Raw genomic sequence first — 18558 nt, 5'->3', positions numbered from 1 at the left:
TCCGGGCCCGGCGGTGCGGCTCACTCGCCACCGGCGGGCCGGAGGAGGCCGTGGTCCGGGAAGAGAGTCGCGGCGACGTGCCCGGTGTCGGTGTACTCGACGACGGAGACGATCCTTCCGTCGCGGACCGTGTAGATGCCGAGGCAGCGGTTGTCGTAGGTGCCGCCGTACACGGTCGTGGCCCTGGAGGTCCATTCGGCCACCACGCGGTCGCCCTCGGCGACCGTGCTGACCAGTTCGATGTCCATGGTGCCGGGGACGAAGACCGGGCCCATGCTGCCGAGGAACTCGTCGATGATCTCGTCCCGGCCGTGCCACACCCTGGAGATGGGCAGGTCACCCGGGTAGTGCCAGGTCGCGTCGTCGGCGAAGCTCGCGCGGATGACGTCGGTGTCGCCGTCGCGTACGGCCTCGACGTAACGGATGACGACGGTCCTGGGGTCGCTGCTGGTCATGCTGGTGCTCCTTCGCTCGTTTCTCGGTGTGTTTGCCCGGGTCTGCGCGTCGCCGCGGTCAGGACAAGGTGAGGACGGCCTTGCCGCGGATGCGGCGGTCGCGCAGGTCGGTCAGTGTGGTCGCGGTGTCGGCCCAGTCCGCCACGCGGCCGATCTCCGGGTGCAGCCGGCCTTCGGCGGTCAGCCGGACGAGCGCCGCCAGGTCGTCGTCGAGCCGGGTGTCCGCGTCGAGGTAGTGGAAGTGGCGGATGACGGCCGACTCGGGACCGGTGAAGAAGTCGAAGAAGTCGAGCGTCACCGGTGTGCGGCTGGCCTGCCCGAACCAGATCAGCGTCCCGCGCCCGGCCAGCCGCGCGAGCGCGAGGGGGAGGGCCGCCCCGCCGGTCGACTCCAGCACGATGTCGTAGGGGCCGCGGGCGTCGCCGACGTCGTGGACGATCTCGGTGGCGCCGAGTTCGGCGAGCCGGGCGCCGCGTTCGGGGTCCCTGGTCACGGCGGTGACCTGGGCCCCGGCGGCGGCCGCGAGTTCGGTGACGAAGTGGCCCACGCCTCCGGAGGCGCCGGTGAGCAGGACACGCCGCCCGAGGACCGGCCCGGCGGCACGCAGCAGCCGCAGCGCGGTGAGCCCGGCCAGCGGCAGTGCCGCGCCCTGGAGCACGGACACGTCGTCCGGCAGCTCGGTGAGCGCGTCGGTCGGCACCGCCACGTACTCCGCCCAGCCGCCCGCCATGGGGTGGCCGACGACCCGTGCGATCCCGGACGGCCCGCTGCCGTCGGCGGCCGGCTGCACCACCAGCCCCGCGACGTCCTTGCCCGGCCGGTCACCGGAGGCGGGCCTCTCCAGCCTGAACGTCTCCCCCCGGTTGACCGAGAACGCCTCGACCTTCACCAGTGCCTCGTCGGGGCGCGGAGTCGGCTCCGCGACGTCGGCGAGGACGACCGGCTCGGCGGGATCCCCGGTCGGTACGAAGGCCTTCATCGTGGTCATCCCCTCGGTGGCCCGGGGCCGTCCCCGGGGTTGTCTTCCGTCTTCCGGGACCATCGGACCTCGTGGGGCGGACGTACGGCCAACAACGCGAACCCCCGGCCGACAACGCGGGGTTGTCGCATAAGGTCAGCGCCATGGACCTCGACCTCACACTGGTCCGCGCCTTCGTCGCGACCGCCCGGACCCTGCACTTCGGGCGGGCGGCCGAAGAACTCGGCACCAGCCAGCAGGCGCTGTCCAAGCGCATCGCGCGGCTGGAGGAGCTGCTGGCCGTCCGGCTGTTCGAGCGCCAGGGCGGCACCCGGCTCAGCGAGGCCGGGGAGCGGTTCCTGCCGGCCGCGCGCGAGGCGCTCGCGGCCGGTGAGCGGGCGGTCGCCACGGTGACGGGCACCGGCCCCGCCCTTCGGGTCGACACCTGGGGTCATCTGTACGCGCCGATGCGCACGGTCGCCGACGTGGTGCAGGAACTCGGCCCCGTGCGGTGCGAGCCGGGCCCGGGACGGGACTGGCCGTCCGTCGCACAGGCGTTGCTGCGCGGGGACACGGACCTGGGATTCGGCCGGGTCCACCCGCTGCCCGACGGCCGGGACGCGGGACTCACCCAGCGGCTGGTGCGGCTGGAACCGGTCGACGCCGTGGTCGGCCCGTCCCACCCGCTGGCCGGTGCCACCGCGCTGCGCCCCGCCGACCTGTGCGACAGCGCCCTGTGGTGTCCGGCCGAGCTGAGCCGCCTGGACTTCCTGCTCCGTTTCGCCGACGCGTTCCGGATCCCGCGCCGGCACGACGGCCCCAACCTGGGCCTGGACCACCTCGTGCAGCGCATCCGCACCGACCCCGGGGGCTTCACCCTCCTCCCCGCCGACGCGCCGCTGCCGGACCACGCGGGCCTGCGCTGTATCCCGCTCGTCGAGCCGACCCCGCTGTACGCGTGGTCGCTGGCCTGGCGCGAGTCCTCCAGGCACCCTCTCATCGACACCTTGCTGCGCGGCTTCGCCCAAGTCGGCCGCGCCCGGCGCTGGCTGGAGTACACACCGCAGCGGGACTGGCTCCCCGACACCGACCACCCGAAACTGAAAGCCGCCTGAGCCGGGCGCAGATGAGCCGGCCCCCCCCGGCCCGGTGATCGATACGGCGCCCACGCCGCCCGTCGTCCTCCTGGTGGCCAGCCTGGCCCGCGCGGCGGCGTTCGGCGTGGCCGGGGCCCGGACCGTGCGGATCTGGCGTGGAGCCGAGGGCGAGGTGCTGCGCAAGGGGACGGCTGCGACGACCGGACCGTGGCTCGCCTCGGTCGCCGTGCACATCGGGCTGGGACTCTGCGTCGACCACGCGGCCGGGGCCGGACTGCTGGGACCGCGTCGGTGTACGCCTACCTGGCGATCGGTCCGGGCACGCAGAACCTGTTGGTGCGCGACCGCGCGGCCGTACCGTGACCCGACGCCCGGGCCCGTCCGGTCCGGTGGGCAGGTGACCCGCCGGACCGGGAGGGGTCAGGGCAGCAGGACGGCCTTGCCGCGGTTGCGGCGGGCCTCCAGGTCGGTGTGGGCCCGTGCCGCTTCCGCCAGGGGGTAGGTGCGCCAGACCGGCACCGTGAGCCGGCCGGCGGCGGCCAGCCGCACGAGCTCCGGCAGGGGATCCCGGGCCCGGTCGGTGCCGTCGGTGCTGTCGGAGCCGCCGGCGCTGAAGCGCACACCGTGCTGCGCGGCGGACATGTCGGCGATGGTGATGACGTGTGCGCTGTCACCGGTCAGGGCGACCGAGTCGGCGAGCACGCCCGCGCCGGAGGCGTCGAGGACGAGGTCGACTCCGTGCGGGGCCACGGCCTTCACCCGCTCCACCCAGCCGTCGCCGTAGTGGACCGCGGCGGCTCCGAGCGCGGCGACACGCTCGATGTCGTGCTCGCCGGCCGTCCCGACGACGGTGATGCCACGGGCGACGGCCAGCTGCACCGCGAGGGAGCCGACGCTGCCGCCGGCACCGTGGACGAGGAGGCTCCGACCCGCCTGCACGCCCAGCTGCCCCAGCACACGGGATGCGGTCCGGCCGACCGTGACCAGCGAGGCGGCGACCTCCCACGACAGCGCCCCGGGTTTGGCCACCGGCCGGTCGAGCAGGGCGTACTCGGCGTAGCTGCCGCCGACGGCGGAACCGAGGACCTCGTCGCCCACGGCCGCGCCGGCGCCCTCGCCGACGGCGTCGACGACACCGGCCGCGTCCAGGCCGGGGGTCACGGGGAAGCGGACGGGGACGGCGCGGGCCATCAGACCGGACCGGATCTTGATGTCGAGAGGGTTCACGGAGGCGGCCCGCACCCGGATCCGGACCTGGCCGGGACCGGGTTCGGGCACGGGGACCTCGGACAGCCGCAGCACCTCGGGCGTGCCGTACTCGGAGAAGGTGATCGCTTGGGGCATGGGAACTCCCAGGTGGAAAAGGGATGGGGGCGGGAACCGCCGCACGCTCGTCCGACTCACTGTGCGGCGGTCCCGGCGGCCTCGCCGCTCAGGCGGTGAGGGTGGGGTAGTCGGTGTAGCCGCGGTGGTCGCCGCCGTAGAAGGTGGACGGGTCGGGGGTGTTGAACGGACCGCCGGCGGCGAGACGCCGGGGCAGGTCGGGGTTGGCCAGGAACAGCGCTCCGTAGGCCACCATGTCCGCGCTGCCGTCCTCGACCAGCTTCAGGGCGTCGGGGCCGGTGGCGGCGGGGTGCGTGAAGGGGTTGAGGACGAAGGTGCCGGGCCAGGCCTTGCGCAGAGACGCGGTCAGATCGCGGTCCGGGCCTTCCATCAGGTGCAGGTAGGCCAGGTCCAGGCCGGCGATGCCGTCCAGCAGGGCGGAGTAGACCTCGCCCGGGTTGTCCTCGGTCATGTCGTTGTACGGGTTCCCGGGCGAGATCCGCAGGCCCGTCCGGTGGCCGCCGATCGCCTGGGCCACGGCCGTCGTGACCTCGACGGCGAAGCGGACCCGGCCCTCGGTGCTGCCGCCCCAGGCGTCGGTGCGCCGGTTGGCGTTGGGCGCGAGGAACTGGTGGATCAGGTAGCCGTTGGCGCCGTGGATCTCCACGCCGTCGAACCCGGCCTCGACGGCGTTGCGGGCCGCGTCGGCGAAGTCGGCGATCGTCCGCCGGATCTCCGCCTCGCTCAGCTCCTTCGGCGTCACGAAGTCCTTCGGGCCCTCGTGGGTGTAGACCTGACCCTTGGCGGCCACCGCCGACGGTCCCACCGGCACCAGACCGTCGGGCAGCAGGCTCGGGTGCCCGATCCGGCCGGTGTGCATCAGCTGCGCGAAGATCACCCCGCCCGCGCGGTGCACGGCATCGGTCACCGTCCGCCATGCCCGCACCTGCCCGGGCGTGTGCAGCCCGGGGGTGTCGGGGTAGCCCTGGCCGACCGCCGAGGGCTGGATGCCCTCCGTGACGATCAGCCCGGCGCCGGCGCGCTGCGCGTAGTACGTCGCCATCAGCTCCGTCGGTTCCGCGCCGGGGCCGTAGGCACGGCTGCGGGTCATCGGCGCCATCACGACGCGGCTGGCCAGGCGCTTGCCGCCCAGGACGATCGGTTCGAAAGCAGTGGTCATGGTCTCTCCCTCAGTGGATGCCTGTCCGGACAAGTAAATCACCTGTCCGAACAGGTAAATGGGTCGATCCCCTTCCCGGGATGGGTGTGAAACAGGTCACAAGGTCGCACGCTTGTCCTGTACCTGAGCGGAGGGACGGCCCCGTGGGCGGCGGTGGCCGGGCAGGTAGGATCAAGTTGACCGGACAGGAAAGTGAGGGAAGAGATGACGCAGCCCAGACCGGAAGCCCCGCAGGGTCCTCCGGAGGCGGACCAGGCGGCCTCGGTCCCGGTGCCGGGCGCGGCAAGCGGTGGGCCGGTCAGTCACGCGATCTTCCGCCTGGCCCGTCTGCACCGCATGTTCGCGGGACAGCTGCTGCGCCGTATCGGACTGCATCCGGGCCAGGAGCTGGTCATGATGCACCTGTGGGAACTCGGCCCCCAGCGGCAGGCCGACCTGGTGCGGCTGATGGATTCCGACGCCGCCACCATGACGCGCACCGTCCGGCGGCTGGAGCAGGCCGGCTTCGTCCGCCGCCGCCCCTCGCCCACCGACAGACGCGCGTCACTCATCGAACCCACGGTCGCCAGCCACGCCCTGCGCCGCGAGGTCGAACGGGTCTGGAGTCAGCTCGAGGACATCTCGACGGCGGGCTTCTCGGACGACGAGCGCACCGCGGCCCTGCGCACCCTGGAGCGCCTGGAGCACAACCTCGTACAGGCCGCCGCCGATCCGGCGGGCGCGGACGGGGAGCGCTAGGGCCTGTCGTCACATTCCCGTCTGCCCGGCGGCGCCATGCACGCTCCCCCACTGCCTCAAGGGCGTGGGAGGTGCCCCCACTCGCCGCACCGGGCGTGGACCCGAGTACGTCCAGTACGCGGGTTTACGCCCGGCACGCCGAGAGCACGCACCTGACGCCGCCAGGCCGCCCTCCGGGCAACGACGGGAATGTGACGACAGACCCTAGGCTAGGCCCTCTCGTTTGGATCACCCCGGCGTCGGCTGGAAGGCACCCCACCTCACCGCCGGCCTGATCCAAACGACAGCTCCCCCGGTGCCGGAGCCCGGCCGGGTGCGGCCGATCGGCGCAATCCGCCGACGCCCGGTGTGTGGCCCGGGCGTTCGGATGGTTCGGTGTCGGCAGGAGTCGACCCGACCCGGAGTTCTGGATGACCTCGCACCAGCAGCCCCCGCCCCCGCATCCGGCGGCACCGCGGACCCTCTCCGAAGCGGCCTTCCGTGACCTGTACCGCCGACTGCGGGACCAGGCCCCCGACGGTGGGCAGGATCAGCGTGGCGCGCTGGGCCGGCTGACGCCGGAGCGGGTCGTGGCGGCCGCCGCCGAGGTCCGCTGCGGGCGTACCGTGTCGCTGGCCGCGACCGTGGAGACCCGGTCCGGTCCGGACAGTCCGGAGCCCGCGTCCCATCGGATGACCGCCCCCACGCACCGGGAGACCGGCGCGCCCGGGCTCGCGTTCGCCCGCGACCGGTTCGCCATGAACGTGCACGGTGACGTCGACAGTCACCTCGACGCGCTGTGCCATGTGATCTTCGACGGCGAGCTGTACGGCGGCGTCCCGTCGAGCACGGTGACACCGGACGGTGCCGGAGCGCTCAGCCTCGACCTGGTGCGTGACGGAATCGTCGGCCGCGGTGTCCTCCTGGACATCCCGCGCCTGCGCGGGGTGCGGTGGCTGGAGCCGGGCGATCAGGTGACCGCTGAGGACCTCGTCGCGGCCGAGACCGCCCAGCGGACCACGGTCGGGCCGGGTGACCTGCTGTTCGTGCGGGTCGGGCACCGCCTGCGGCGCCGGAGCCTCGGCCCCTGGGACGTGACACGGACCCGGGCGGGCCTGCACCCGACGGCGATGGACTTCCCGGCCGAGCGAGGCGTGTCGGTCCTGGGGTCGGACGGCAACAGCGACGCCGCGCCGAGCGCGGTCGCCGAGGTCGCGTTCCCCGTCCATGTGCTGGCCGTCAACGCCATGGGGCTGCATCTGCTGGACTGGCTGGACTTCGAGGAACTGGTGCCGGCGTGCGAGGAGCTGGGGCGCTGGCACTTCCTGTGCGTCATCGCCCCGCTGCGGCTCCCGGCGGCGACCGGTTCCCCGGTGAACCCGATCGCCGTGCTGTGACGTGCCGGCGCGGGGCCGCTCCGGGTGCCGCACCCCCGTACGGCGCGTACGTTCGGAGAAAGGGACCTGCAAGAACCTGCAACGGGCGCGGACCACGCGAACAAGGACGGTGGTTGCCATGGACGCGCTGCCCCCGTACGACGTCATCGTCATCGGTACCGGAGCCGGCGGCGGCACCCTGGCCCACCGCCTCGCCCCGTCCGGCAAACGGGTGCTCATCCTCGAACGCGGCGACTACCTACCGCGTGAACGCGACAACTGGGACTCCACGGCCGTGTTCGTGAAGGCCAAGTACCGGGCCCCGGAGTTCTGGCTGGACCGGCTCGGCAACGAGTTCCCGCCCGAGGTGAACTACTACGTCGGCGGAAACACCAAGTTCTACGGCGCGGCGCTGTTCCGGCTGCGCCCCGAGGACTTCGGCGAACTCCGCCACCACGACGGCATCTCCCCCGCCTGGCCCATCGGTTACGACGACCTGGAGCCGTACTACACCCAGGCCGAACACCTCTACCTGGTGCACGGCCGGCACGGCGAGGATCCCTGGGAAGGGCCGTGCAGCGCCCAGTACGCGTACCCTCCGGTCGAACACGAGCCGCGGATCGAGCAGTTGAGCCACGACCTGGAGAAGCGGGGGCTGCACCCCTTCCACCTGCCGATCGGGGTCAACCTCACCCAGGGCGAGGACGGCCGGGCCACCCACTCCAGCGTCTGCATCCGCTGCAACCGGGTGGACGGCTTCCCCTGCCTGGTCCGGGCCAAGTCCGACGCCCAGGTGATCTGTGTGGAGCCGGCGCTGCGGCACCCGAACGTGGAGATGATCACCAACGCCCGGGTGACCCGGCTGGAGACCGACGCCACCGGACGCAGCGTCACCACCGTCGTCGCCCAGCTCCCCGGCGAGCGGGAGGCCCGGTTCTCGGCCGACGTCGTGGTCGTGGCCTGCGGGGCGGTCAACTCCGCGGCGCTCCTGCTGGCTTCGGCCAACGACCGGCATCCGCGCGGACTGGCGAACAGCTCGGACGTGGTCGGCCGGCACTACATGCGCCACAACAACCTTGCGTTGATGGCCGTTTCGAAGGAACCCAACGACACCCAGTTCCAGAAGACCCTGGCCCTGCACGACTGGTACCTGGGCGCGGACGACTGGGAGTACCCGCTCGGCGGGATCCAGATGCTCGGCAAGTCGGACGCCGAGCAGATCCACGGCGAGGCCCCGCGCTGGGCCGGAGCGGTCACGCCGGACATGCCGTTCGAGGTCCTGGCCCACCACGCCGTCGACTTCTGGCTGTGCGGCGAGGACCTGCCGCAGCCGGACAACCGGGTGACCCTGGAGGACGACGGCCGTATCCGGCTCACGCTCGACGAGGGCAACAACATCGCCGGTCTCAAGCGCCTGCGGCACAAACTGCAGCACATGCTCGGCCACCTCGGCATGCACGAGCACCGTCTGCTGTCCCGCAGCATCTACCTGCACAAGGGGATGCCGATCGGCGCCACTGCCCACCAGGCCGGCACGGTGCGCTTCGGCAGCGACCCGGCGTCCTCGGCCCTGGACGTCAACTGCAAGGCCCACGACCTGGACAACCTGTACGTCGTCGACACCAGCTTCTTCCCGAGCATCGGCGCGGTCAATCCGTCCCTGACGGCCATCGCGAACGCCCTCCGCGTCGGCGACCACCTGCTGGAGCGGCTGGGCTGAGGCCCCGCCGGCCCCCGGGCCCCGACCGGGCGAACATCCTCCTCCGGGCAGCGCAACGCGGACCGCCGCGCCGTGCCGCCGTCCCTCCGGGGTGCTTGTGTGATCTCCGGACCGCCGGGCGACGAGCCCGGCGGAAGCGGGCACGCAGTGGAGGAGCAGGACATCGTGAGTTCCACCGAGGGCGCACCCCAGAACGTCGTCCCCGCCCACCTGCTCAAGGGGCAGAAGGCGCTGGTGACCGGCGCGAACTCCGGAATCGGCAAGGCGACGGCCATCGCGCTGGGCCGTGCGGGGGCCGATGTCGTGGTGAACTACGTGGCCGGCCGTGAGGACGCCGAGAACGTGGTCGAGGAGATCACCGGATTCGGGGTACGGGCCGCCGCCTACGAGGCGGACGTGTCCCAGGAGGACCAGGTCGTCGCCATGGTGGACCGGATGGTCCAGGAGTTCGGCACGATCGACATCCTGGTCGCCAACGCGGGACTGCAGCGGGACGCGCCGGTCACGGAGATGACCCTCGCCCAGTGGCAGAAGGTCCTGGACGTCAACCTCACCGGGCAGTTCCTCTGCGCCCGTGAGGCGACCAAGGAGTTCCTGCGCCGTGGGGTCGTCCCCGAGGTGTCGCGCGCCGCCGGGAAGATCATCTGCATGAGTTCGGTGCACCAGATCATCCCATGGGCCGGGCACGTCAACTACGCCTCGTCCAAGGGCGGCGTGGGGATGATGATGGCGACCCTCGCCCAGGAACTCGCCCCGAAACGGATCCGGGTGAACGCGATCGCCCCCGGAGCGATCAAGACCCCCATCAACCGCGACGCCTGGGAGACGCCGCAGGCGCAGCAGGACCTCCTGCAGCTGATCCCCTACAAGCGGATCGGCGACCCCGACGACATCGCCCACGCCGTCGTCGGCCTGGCGTCCGACCTCATGGACTACGTCGTGGGCACGACCCTGTACGTCGACGGCGGGATGACGCTCTTCCCGGGATTCGCCACCGGCGGCTGACCCGACCCTCCCGCGCCGGTCCCGGAGAGACGACACATGCACACGGTCCTGCTGCTGGCTGACGTACCGGCGCAGACGCTGCCGGCCAGATCGATGATGGCCTTCACCCTGGCCTCCCACATCATCCTGGTGCCCCTGGGCGTGGCGCTGCCGCTGATCACGCTCGTCATGCACGGTTACGGTCTGCGCCGTGGCGATGCCACCGCCCTGCTGCTGGCACGGCGGTGGTCGGCCGTCATGGCGGTGCAGTTCGCGATCGGTGTGGTCACCGGCACGGTGCTGTCCTTCGAGTTCGGGCTGCTGTGGCCGGGCATGATGGGCCGGTGGGGCGATGTCTTCGGCATCGGCTTCGGCGTCGAGGCGTGGGCGTTCTTCCTGGAGGCCGTCCTCATCGCCATCTACCTCTACGGCTGGCGAAGGCTTCCCTCCCGGACCCACTTCCTGCTCGGCCTGCCCCTGCCTCTCGTGGCCCTGCTCGGCGCCTTCGGCATCCTGGCCGCCAACTCGTGGATGAACACCCCGCGCGGCTTCACCCTCGACTCCGCGGGCAACCCGGTCGACGTGAAGATCTGGAAGGCGGTCTTCACCCCCATGTTCGGCCCGGAGTACTGGCATTTCGTCTTCGCGATGTTCGTGACGGCGGGCTACGTCGTGGCGGGTGTCTACGCCGTCGGGTGGCTGCGTGGCCGCCGGGACCGCTACCACCGGCTCGGCTTCACGATCCCCTTCACGCTCGCCGCGGTGTGCACGCCCGTGCAGTTCATGCTCGGCGACTCCATCGCCCGGCAGGTCTTCCACAAGCAGCCCGTGAAGTTCGGCGCCATGGAGATCGTCTGGAAGACCGACACCCACGTGCCGGAGTACCTGTACGGCCGGCTGCACCCCGACGGCACCATCTCCGGCGGCATCAGGATCCCGCAGCTCGACTCCATCCTGGCCGGCTTCCGCCCGGACACGCAGGTCACCGGGCTGACCTCGGTGCCCGCGCACGACCGGCCGACCGCCACCCAGGCCACCATCGCCCACTGGGCCTTCGACACCATGGTCGGGATCGGCTCCCTGCTGCTCCTGCTCGCCCTGTGGTACGGCGTCCTGTGGCTGTGGCGCCGCCGGCTGCCCGCCTCCCCGTGGTTCTTCCGCGGCGCGGCGTGCGGGGGCGTGGCCTCCGTCGCCGCCGTCGAATGCGGCTGGATCACCACCGAGGTGGGCCGTCAGCCCTGGATCGTCTACCGGAACATGCGGGTCGCCGAGGCGGTGACGGCGACCCGCGCCACCAGCCTGTGGATCACGTTCGCCCTGGTCGTCGTCGTGTACGTCTTCGTGTTCGGGTCGTTCCTCGCGGTGCTGCTCAAGATGCGCTCACGCTGGCGGCTCGCCGACGAGACCGGCGGGCCGCGGCCACCGACGGAGACACCGGAGCCCGACACACCGGAGACGGACACGCCGTACGGGCCGCGCTCCGCCGGGAGCCGACCGTGATCGCCGGGGTGATCGCCGTCGTCCTGCTGCTCGCGATCGCCGCCTACGCCTGCGGCGGCGGCACCGACTACGGAGCCGGCTTCTGGGACCTGACCGCGGGCGGAGCCGAGCGCGGCAAGCGCCCGCGGTGGCTGATCGACCACGCGATGGAGCCCGTCTGGGAGGTCAACAACGTCTGGCTGATCTTCGTACTCGTGATCATGTGGACCGGTTTCCCCGTCTTCTTCCAGCAGGTCTTCACCACGATGTGGCTGCCCCTGGCGCTCGCCGCCGTGGGCATCGTGCTGCGCGGCGCCGGGTTCGCGCTGCGCAAACCCGTCCGGCGGCTGGCCGGCCGGCGCCTGTACGGGGCGGTCTTCGCCGTCTCCTCGCTGCTGACGCCGTTCTTCCTCGGTGCCGCGGCCGGGGGAGTGGCCTCGGGCCGGGTGACCGCCACGACGACGGCGTCCACGGACGTCTGGGCCAACCCCACGTCCCTGCTGTTCGGCCTGCTCGCCATCGCGGTCACGGCGACGCTCGGCGCCGTCTTCCTCGCCGCGGACGCCCGGCGCTTCGCCGAACCGGACCTGGACCGCTACTTCCGCCGACGGGCCCTCGCCGCCCTCGCCGCCCTCGCCGTGCTCGCCGTCATCACCCTGTTCGTCACCCACGGCGACGCGCCCCATGTGTGGCACGGCCTCACCCACGGCGCCGGTCTCGTCTTCGTCGTCGTGGCGGTGCTGGCCACGCTCGCCACCACATGGCTGCTGGTCCGCCCCTCCGGAGCCTGGTCCCGGGTCACGGCGGTCGGCGTGGTCGCCTCGGCCGTCCTCGCCTGGGGCATGGCGCAGCGCCCCTACCTCGTCCCGACCTCGCTGACCGTCGCCGAGGGCGCGGGCGCCCCCACCACACTGCGCTGGCTGGCCTTCGTCATCCTCGTCGCCGGCGTGTTCGTCGTCCCGGCGGTCGCCCTGCTGTACTGGCTGGACACCCACGGCGAGCTGGAGGGTCTCACCGACGCCGACCTGCGGCGCGGCGGCACAGGTGACGAGGGCTGAACCGGGCCGGACTACTTCCTGTCGAGAGCGCCGTTCAGGGTGATGGCCGAGTCGATGAGGGCGAGATGGGTGAACGCCTGCGGGAAGTTGCCGAGTTGACGGCCCGTCGGGTCGATCTCCTCGGAGTACAGGCCCAGATGGTTGGCGTACCCCATCATCTTCTCGAACACCAGCCTCGCCCGGTCCGCCCGTCCCGCGCGCGCCAGGGCATCGACGTACATGAACGTGCACAGGGAGAAGGTGCCCTCCGAGCCGCGCAGTCCGTCCGGCGAGGCCTCGGGGTTGTAGCGGTAGACCAGGCTGTCGCTGACCAGTTCCTGCTCCATGGCGTCCAGGGTCGACGCCCACATCGGATCTCCCGGGGTGAGGAACCCGACCGTCGCCATGCGCAGCAGCGAGGAGTCCAGGACCGTGCTGCCGTAGTGCTGGACGAAGGCCTGCCGGTCCTCGCTCCACCCCTTGGCCATGACCTGCTCGTAGACGGCGTCCCGTTCGGCCTTCCAGCGGTCGGCGGCGGACGGCCACCCCTTCGCCTCGGCGAGCCGCAGCGCACGGTCGAACGCCACCCACGACATCACCCGCCCGTACGTGAAGTCCTGGCGGCCGCCGCGGGTCTCCCAGATCCCCTCCTCCGCCTGGTTCCAGTGGTCCGCCAGCCATTGCAGGTCCGTCCGCAGCGAGGTCCATCCCCCGTGTCCGACCTCGAATCCGTGCCGGTGCGCGAAGTAGATGCTGTCCAGTGCCTCGCCGTAGATGTCCAGTTGGAGCTGGGTGGCGGCGCCGTTGCCGATCCGTACCGGGGCGGAACCCGCGTAGCCCTCCCAGTGGCCGAGGATGTGCTCGTTCAGGTCGGAGGAGCCGTCGACCTTGTACATGATGTTGAGCGGGCCCGTGTTCCCGTCGCTGCCGGCCCGCTCCTTGACCCGTTCGCCCAGCCAGATGATGAACGCCCTGGCCTCCTCCGTGAACCCCAGTCCCAGCAGGGCGTACACGGAGAAGGAGGCGTCCCGGATCCAGGTGAAGCGGTAGTCCCAGTTGCGCTCACCGCCCAGTTGCTCCGGAAGGGCCGCCGTCGGAGCGGCCACCAGGCCGCCGCTGGGGGCGAAGGTCATGAGCTTCAGCGTGATCGCGGACCGCTCCACCACCTCCCGCCAGCGCCCGGTGTAGCGGGACTGCGCCAGCCAGGAGCGCCAGAACGCCACCGTCTCCGCGAAGAGCTGTTCGTGTGCGGCGCGGCGCACCTCCGCGGGCGGTCCCTCGGCACCCATCTCCAGGATCAGCCCGCGCTCCTGACCGGCCTGCAGGGTGAGCGAGACCTGCAGGTCGGCGTCCTGGTGCGTCAGGACGTCCGAGAGCCGCTCGTCCTCCGGCTCCCGGATGGGGTGCACGGTGAGTTCCGTGCCGTCCTCCGCGACGAAGACCGCCCCGTGCGGGGTGATGTGCGCCTCGTGTTTGCTGCGTCCGTAGTCGAACCGCGGGGCGATCTCCACATCGAAGGTCATGGTGCCGCGCACACAGCGGATCAGGCGGACCAGCCGGTGCCGGCGCGTGGCCGTCGTGCCGGTCACGGGCATGAAGTCCATCACCTCACCGGCGCCCGCCTCGGTCATGAACCGGGTCACCAGGACCGCCGTGTCGGGCAGGTACAACTGCTTGGTCGAATGGGTCCGGTGGGCCGGCCGGACCGTGCAGTGGCCGCCCTTCTCCTTGTCCAGAAGCGCCCCGAACACACTCGGCGAGTCGAACCGCGGGGAGCAGAACCAGTCGACCACCCCCTCGGTGGTCACCAGCGCCGCGGTCTGCAGATCACCGATCAGCCCGTGGTCCTCGATCAGCGGGTAGTCGTCCATCGGGGCGCCCCTTCCGGTGTGCGATTCACCCGATTGCTCCCCCTCGATCAGCGTATGCCGGAGCTCCTGCTGCGGCTCGCCGGGCAAGATCCACGGGACCTCTAGCCCCGCGCACCGGCCCTGCGCGCCGCGCGATACCACAGGCGCCGCTGCACACGCAGCGTGAGAACCCCGACGATCACGAGCACCACCACGTTGAGCAGCAGTTGGACCAGCGAGCCCCATGCCTGGTGCCACTCGGCGAAGGCGAGTGAGACGGCGATGTCCGAGGCGGCGGGAATCGTGGTCACGGAGATGAACACCCCGAGCAGGGCGCTGTCGCGTCCCTCCGTGAGCGAGACGATGCCGACGACGCCGGCCAGGACGGCGACGACGACCGAGAAGAGGTCCGGCGTGTCGATCAGGTGGGACACGGGCCGTAGTCCCAGCTCGAAGGCCTTGGACTGCAGGCCGGCGGCGCGCGCCAGCGCGGCGAAACCCAGAGTGGCCACGATGGCCAGCCCGAAACCGGCCGTCAGCGCCCGCATACCTTCCCGGACCCTGCGACGGCTGCGGTGGTCCAGACCGAGCGCGATGCTGGTGATCGCGTTGTACTCGGGGCCGACCACCATGGCCGCCACGATGAGGATCTGCGAGTTCGTCATGATGCCGACCGAGCCGATGATCCCGGCGACCACCAGGAACAGGTAGAAGGACGGCGGATAGGTCCCCTGCGCGCGGATGCGGGCCTCGACCGAGGCCCACAGCGGCACGTGGACGAGCGCGCTCGGCAGGCCCGCCTCGATGCGCTCGGCGTGCCGCGAGAACATCACCCCGGCGTCGGCGACGGCGATCGCCCCCGTACGGTCGACCCCCAGCTCGCGCAGGTCACCGAGCACCCCGTTCGCGGCGCCCTTCAGCACGTCGCACTCGACCGCGTCACCACCCGGGAGGCGGGCCTCCCGCACGACCACGAGGTTGAGCACGCCGTCGTGTGAGGCGAGCAGCCCGACGGCAGCCTCGGTGAGTGCGGACGGCATGACCATACGGAAGTGGATCAGATCCATCCGGACCTCCTGGGGGCGGGATCCGACGTGATCGCGCACGGCACCGGGCCGGGAGGGGCTACCGTTCCGGCGCGGACACGGCCCGCACCGCGGCCGCCAGAACCTCCGCCGGGTCCTCCGAGTCGTTGATGTCGATGGTGACGCCCGGTTCGTCGGCGTGCAGCGGATCCAGCGTGGCGTACTGGGAGTCGAGCAGCTCCGTCGGCATGAAATGGCCCTTGCGCCGTGTCAGGCGCTTCTCGGCCACCTCACGGTCGAGGGCCAGGTACAGGAACCACACGTTCGCTCCCGTGCTCCGGAACCGGTCGCGGTACGCGCGCTTGAGCGCGGAACAGGCGGCGACACCTCCCTGTCCGCTCGATGCGGTGGCCCGGATCCACTCCGTGACCGCCTCCAGCCAGGGCCGCCGGTCGGCGTCGTCCAGCGGGTGTCCGGACGCCATCTTGGCGCGGTTCGACGCGGGGTGAAGGTCGTCCCCCTCCAGGAACGGCACACCCAGCAGCCGCGCGAGCCCGGCTCCCGCGGTGGACTTGCCGGAGCCGGACACGCCCATCACGATCACCACGCGCGGACCGCCACCGGGTCGGCCGGCGGTCCTCCCGGAACCGGGTGCGGAACGCATGCCTCCACTATCACCCGCACTCCTCGGTCGAGGCAGCCGAGGAGTGCGGGATCACCGGTGCTCTCCTTCCGGGCCGTGAGGCCGGACGGAATCGGGTTCACCGGCTTCGCCGGCCACGAGGGCCGGGACACGGTCAGGCGTTCACCAGCCGAGCGCGTCGTCGTTCCCCCGTGCATCCCAGCCTGGCGCGACCGGGCGCGCGTCGTGGCAGGTGAAGCCGAGCCGGGTCAGCGCCCGGCGCATCTCGGCCACCGTGAAGTCACGGCGGTTCTGCCGGGTGATCACTTCCCCGACCTGCATCACGGAGTAGACGCGGCGGTCGATGGTGACGGACACGCCGTTGACGGGTCCGGGCGGGACGCCGGTCATGGACTGTTCGACCTCGATCTTGGTCAGGTCGAAGGGGTACCGGGCGATGACACAGCGCATGGCTGCCTCCACGAGGTGGGGAAGAACGCCGGAGACGGTGGTCGGGTGGGGGCGGACGACGGTCAGGGCATGAGAGCGAGCACGCCCAGGGCGTAGCCGTGTTCATCGATCACGGGGGACACGTCCAGCGTCCGGACCCGCATGGTGGCCTCCGCCTCGCTGAGCATGGATGTGGACGAGGTGAACGGCCCGCGGTCGAGCGGGATGTCCCGCAGCCGCGTCCGGTCGCTGTACCACGAGCCGCCGCGGTGTGCGGCCAGCTGGGCCCGCGTGACCAGTCCCGCGCACCGACCGTCCTCGTCCCGCAGGAGCAGATGCGGGACACGCGCACCGATGAGCACGGACAGGGCCACGTCGACCGCCATGTGGTCGTCGACCTGCGGCCCGGGAGCGTGCATGGCGTCGCGGGCGGTCAGGCCGGTGCCGTCGGCGCTGTCGGGCTGCTGTGTTCGGGGCGGAAACGTCGTCAAGGGCTTCTCCTCGTCGTCGGGGCGGGCAGAACGGGCGACGGCTCGTCCCGGCCGCAGGGAGCGCTCCCCCGTGCACGGGCTATGGGTTGTTCCTCGGTGCGGGCCGACGGCCCCGGGCGGCGGCCCGGCCTCTTCCGCCGAGGCCGGCCCCCTGGCCGCTCCTGCCACGGTCGGCGGCCCGGCTCCGGCGATGCCGGCCGACGGATCCCTTGCCCTCGCCTGCTTCTTCGACCGATGCGGTGAGGGTGACAGGTACGCCGGAGGGGGTGCGGGCGCCGGTGATGCGCTGCAGTTCGGACTCGCCCGGACGGATCCGGGCGGTACGCGGGGCGATGCCGGCGTCGCCCATCAGACGGTCCACCGCTCGCCGCTGGTGCGGCAGCACGAGGGTGACGACGGTGCCGGACTCGCCGGCGCGTGCGGTACGGCCGCCGCGGTGGAGGTAGTCCTTGTGGTCGCCGGGCGGGTCTACGTTCACGACGAGGTCGAGGCCCGTGACGTGGATTCCGCGGGCGGCGACGTTGGTGGCCACCAGGACCGTGACGTGGCCGTCCTTGAACTGGGCGAGCGTCCGGTTGCGCTGTGACTGGGACTTGCCGCCGTGCAGGGCCGAGGCTCGCACCCCGACGGACAGCAGGTGCCTGGTGAGCCGGTCCACCGCGTGCTTGGTGTCCAGGAACATGAGCACGCGTCCGTCGCGGGCGGCGATCTCGGTCGCGGCGGCGTCCTTGTCGGCGTCGCGCACGTGCAGCAGGTGGTGCTCCATGGTGGTGACGGCCCCCGCGGACGGGTCGACCGAGTGCACCACGGGGTCGTGCAGGTAGCGGCGTACCAGGAGGTCGATGTTGCGGTCCAGCGTGGCCGAGAACAGCAACCGCTGGCCGCTCGCGGGAACCTGGTCGAGCAGCGCGGTCACCTGCGGCATGAACCCCATGTCGGCCATCTGGTCGGCTTCGTCCAGCACGGTGACGGCGACCCGGTCCAGTCGGCAGGCCCGCCGCTCGATGAGGTCCTTGAGGCGGCCGGGCGTCGCCACGACGACCTCGGCGCCGTCGCGCAGCGCACTCGCCTGGCGGCCCATCGGCATGCCGCCCACCACGGTGGCGAGCCGCAGCCGTAGGGCGCGGGCGTAGGGGGTGAGCGCGTCGGTGACCTGCTGGGCCAGTTCCCGGGTGGGGACGAGGACGAGGGCGAGCGGCTGCCGGGGCTGGGCCCGCTGTCCGTCCAGACGGGCCAGCACCGGCAGGCCGAAGGCGAGCGTCTTGCCCGAGCCCGTCCGACCCCGGCCCAGGACGTGCCGGCCGGCCAGCGCGTTCGGCAGTGTGGCCGCCTGGATCGGGAAGGGCACGGTCACGCCCTCGGCGACGAGCGCGGCCAACAGCCGTGCGGACATGTCCAGTTCGGTGAACGTCTCGACCGCCGGCAGCGGCTCGGTGAGGGTGACCGGCAGGGCGAATTCCTGTCGGCGCGGGGCGGGGCGTGTGCCCTGGCCGGTCTTTCGTCCGGTACCCGGGCGGGGACCCTGGCGGCCCGTCCCCTGCGTACGGAAGCGGCTGCCGGGAGCGGTGCCGGTGCGACGGGGGGTGCGGTTCATGGAAGAACCTTCCTCGATGCGGCGCATCGAGGAATTCCGTCCAGCGGCGATGGCCGCGGGGGGATTCGCAGGAATGAGCCGAAGAAAAAAGAGCCGGGCCTCGTGGTGCTGAAGCGGGGGCGGCCGGCGGTCCGGGAAATCCGGATAACGGGAAAATCAATGAGCTGGGGCCCGCACCCCAAGAGTGCGGGCCCCAGCCA

The 18558-nt window shown here is 71.9% G+C and carries 17 protein-coding genes; 7 read left to right on the top strand and 10 right to left on the bottom strand.

Features of this window, described 5'->3' with window-relative positions; genetic code table 11:
* Positions 1 to 20 precede the first annotated feature (20 nt).
* Entirely contained in the window at positions 21 to 455 is a 435-nt protein-coding gene (locus tag ACWC94_RS36895) for a nuclear transport factor 2 family protein (protein WP_450801648.1), read from the bottom strand.
* A 58-nt stretch (positions 456 to 513) separates the two neighbouring features.
* Entirely contained in the window at positions 514 to 1434 is a 921-nt protein-coding gene (locus tag ACWC94_RS36890; protein ID WP_450801679.1) for a zinc-binding dehydrogenase, read from the bottom strand.
* 143 nt (positions 1435 to 1577) lie between these two features.
* Here ACWC94_RS36890 and ACWC94_RS36885 point away from each other — a divergent pair, with 143 nt between their 5' ends.
* Complete coding sequence (locus ACWC94_RS36885; RefSeq protein ID WP_450801647.1) at positions 1578 to 2528, top strand: LysR family transcriptional regulator; 951 nt, start codon at positions 1578 to 1580, stop codon at positions 2526 to 2528.
* A 402-nt stretch (positions 2529 to 2930) separates the two neighbouring features.
* Here ACWC94_RS36885 and ACWC94_RS36880 read toward each other — a convergent pair whose 3' ends face one another.
* Positions 2931 to 3854, bottom strand: a complete 924-nt coding sequence (locus ACWC94_RS36880; RefSeq protein WP_450801646.1) for an NADP-dependent oxidoreductase — start codon at positions 3852 to 3854, stop codon at positions 2931 to 2933.
* Between the two features lie 88 nt (positions 3855 to 3942).
* The gene (locus ACWC94_RS36875) at positions 3943 to 5013 is read right to left on the bottom strand and encodes an alkene reductase (protein ID WP_450801645.1); all 1071 of its coding nucleotides are present in this window, start codon (positions 5011 to 5013) and stop codon (positions 3943 to 3945) included.
* Between the two features lie 204 nt (positions 5014 to 5217).
* Between ACWC94_RS36875 and ACWC94_RS36870 the strand changes: the two genes are divergently transcribed.
* The 6 genes from ACWC94_RS36870 to ACWC94_RS36845 all read left to right on the top strand — a co-directional run bounded on the left by ACWC94_RS36870 (position 5218) and on the right by ACWC94_RS36845 (position 12347).
* Entirely contained in the window at positions 5218 to 5751 is a 534-nt protein-coding gene (locus tag ACWC94_RS36870; RefSeq protein ID WP_450801644.1) for a MarR family winged helix-turn-helix transcriptional regulator, read from the top strand.
* 410 nt (positions 5752 to 6161) lie between these two features.
* Entirely contained in the window at positions 6162 to 7127 is a 966-nt protein-coding gene (locus ACWC94_RS36865) for a cyclase family protein (RefSeq protein WP_450801643.1), read from the top strand.
* A 118-nt stretch (positions 7128 to 7245) separates the two neighbouring features.
* Positions 7246 to 8826 (top strand): GMC oxidoreductase, encoded by a 1581-nt coding sequence (locus ACWC94_RS36860; RefSeq protein ID WP_450801642.1) that lies wholly within the window; start codon positions 7246 to 7248, stop codon positions 8824 to 8826.
* A 165-nt stretch (positions 8827 to 8991) separates the two neighbouring features.
* On the top strand, positions 8992 to 9831 hold the full coding sequence (locus ACWC94_RS36855) for an SDR family oxidoreductase (protein WP_450801641.1): 840 nt from the start codon (positions 8992 to 8994) through the stop codon (positions 9829 to 9831).
* Positions 9832 to 9867: 36 nt separating this feature from the next.
* On the top strand, positions 9868 to 11310 hold the full coding sequence (locus ACWC94_RS36850) for a cytochrome ubiquinol oxidase subunit I (protein WP_450801640.1): 1443 nt from the start codon (positions 9868 to 9870) through the stop codon (positions 11308 to 11310).
* Positions 11307 to 12347: a cytochrome d ubiquinol oxidase subunit II gene (locus ACWC94_RS36845; protein ID WP_450801639.1), complete on the top strand. Its 1041-nt coding sequence runs from the start codon at positions 11307 to 11309 to the stop codon at positions 12345 to 12347. The genes ACWC94_RS36850 and ACWC94_RS36845 overlap by 4 nt, the downstream gene beginning before the upstream one ends.
* An 11-nt stretch (positions 12348 to 12358) precedes the next feature.
* On the opposite strand, the gene ACWC94_RS36840 is transcribed toward ACWC94_RS36845, so the two are convergent.
* The 6 genes from ACWC94_RS36840 to ACWC94_RS36815 form a co-directional block, all read right to left on the bottom strand.
* Positions 12359 to 14197, bottom strand: a complete 1839-nt coding sequence (locus ACWC94_RS36840; protein ID WP_450801638.1) for a glycoside hydrolase family 15 protein — start codon at positions 14195 to 14197, stop codon at positions 12359 to 12361.
* Positions 14198 to 14298: 101 nt separating this feature from the next.
* Positions 14299 to 15243: a DUF389 domain-containing protein gene (locus ACWC94_RS36835; RefSeq protein WP_450801637.1), complete on the bottom strand. Its 945-nt coding sequence runs from the start codon at positions 15241 to 15243 to the stop codon at positions 14299 to 14301.
* Between the two features lie 58 nt (positions 15244 to 15301).
* The gene (locus ACWC94_RS36830; RefSeq protein WP_450801636.1) at positions 15302 to 15865 is read right to left on the bottom strand and encodes a gluconokinase; all 564 of its coding nucleotides are present in this window, start codon (positions 15863 to 15865) and stop codon (positions 15302 to 15304) included.
* A 141-nt stretch (positions 15866 to 16006) separates the two neighbouring features.
* Positions 16007 to 16294: an SCO5918 family protein gene (locus ACWC94_RS36825; protein WP_450801635.1), complete on the bottom strand. Its 288-nt coding sequence runs from the start codon at positions 16292 to 16294 to the stop codon at positions 16007 to 16009.
* A 62-nt stretch (positions 16295 to 16356) separates the two neighbouring features.
* The gene (locus ACWC94_RS36820) at positions 16357 to 16692 is read right to left on the bottom strand and encodes a CBS domain-containing protein (protein WP_450801678.1); all 336 of its coding nucleotides are present in this window, start codon (positions 16690 to 16692) and stop codon (positions 16357 to 16359) included.
* 151 nt (positions 16693 to 16843) lie between these two features.
* Positions 16844 to 18358 carry a DEAD/DEAH box helicase gene (locus ACWC94_RS36815; RefSeq protein WP_450801634.1) on the bottom strand — a complete coding sequence of 505 codons (1515 nt, stop codon included), beginning with the start codon at positions 18356 to 18358 and terminating at the stop codon, positions 16844 to 16846.
* Positions 18359 to 18558: the final 200 nt, after the last annotated feature.

This window comes from Streptomyces sp. NPDC001135 (assembly GCF_053598395.1).
The sequence above is the reverse complement of the archived record's forward strand: the minus strand, read 5'-3'. Positions and strand labels throughout refer to the sequence as shown.

What these genes read in the sequence shown, in the direction of transcription:
- ACWC94_RS36895 (WP_450801648.1), bottom strand. Translation starts at nt 455, where the DNA reads ATGACCAGCAGCGACCCCAGGACCGTCGTCATCCGTTACGTCGAGGCC.
- ACWC94_RS36890 (WP_450801679.1), bottom strand. Translation starts at nt 1,434, where the DNA reads ATGAAGGCCTTCGTACCGACCGGGGATCCCGCCGAGCCGGTCGTCCTC.
- ACWC94_RS36885 (WP_450801647.1), top strand. Translation starts at nt 1,578, where the DNA reads ATGGACCTCGACCTCACACTGGTCCGCGCCTTCGTCGCGACCGCCCGG.
- ACWC94_RS36880 (WP_450801646.1), bottom strand. Translation starts at nt 3,854, where the DNA reads ATGCCCCAAGCGATCACCTTCTCCGAGTACGGCACGCCCGAGGTGCTG.
- ACWC94_RS36875 (WP_450801645.1), bottom strand. Translation starts at nt 5,013, where the DNA reads ATGACCACTGCTTTCGAACCGATCGTCCTGGGCGGCAAGCGCCTGGCC.
- ACWC94_RS36870 (WP_450801644.1), top strand. Translation starts at nt 5,218, where the DNA reads ATGACGCAGCCCAGACCGGAAGCCCCGCAGGGTCCTCCGGAGGCGGAC.
- ACWC94_RS36865 (WP_450801643.1), top strand. Translation starts at nt 6,162, where the DNA reads ATGACCTCGCACCAGCAGCCCCCGCCCCCGCATCCGGCGGCACCGCGG.
- ACWC94_RS36860 (WP_450801642.1), top strand. Translation starts at nt 7,246, where the DNA reads ATGGACGCGCTGCCCCCGTACGACGTCATCGTCATCGGTACCGGAGCC.
- ACWC94_RS36850 (WP_450801640.1), top strand. Translation starts at nt 9,868, where the DNA reads ATGCACACGGTCCTGCTGCTGGCTGACGTACCGGCGCAGACGCTGCCG.
- ACWC94_RS36840 (WP_450801638.1), bottom strand. Translation starts at nt 14,197, where the DNA reads ATGGACGACTACCCGCTGATCGAGGACCACGGGCTGATCGGTGATCTG.
- ACWC94_RS36835 (WP_450801637.1), bottom strand. Translation starts at nt 15,243, where the DNA reads ATGGATCTGATCCACTTCCGTATGGTCATGCCGTCCGCACTCACCGAG.
- ACWC94_RS36830 (WP_450801636.1), bottom strand. Translation starts at nt 15,865, where the DNA reads ATGCGTTCCGCACCCGGTTCCGGGAGGACCGCCGGCCGACCCGGTGGC.
- ACWC94_RS36825 (WP_450801635.1), bottom strand. Translation starts at nt 16,294, where the DNA reads ATGCGCTGTGTCATCGCCCGGTACCCCTTCGACCTGACCAAGATCGAG.
- ACWC94_RS36820 (WP_450801678.1), bottom strand. Translation starts at nt 16,692, where the DNA reads ATGCACGCTCCCGGGCCGCAGGTCGACGACCACATGGCGGTCGACGTG.
- ACWC94_RS36815 (WP_450801634.1), bottom strand. Translation starts at nt 18,358, where the DNA reads ATGAACCGCACCCCCCGTCGCACCGGCACCGCTCCCGGCAGCCGCTTC.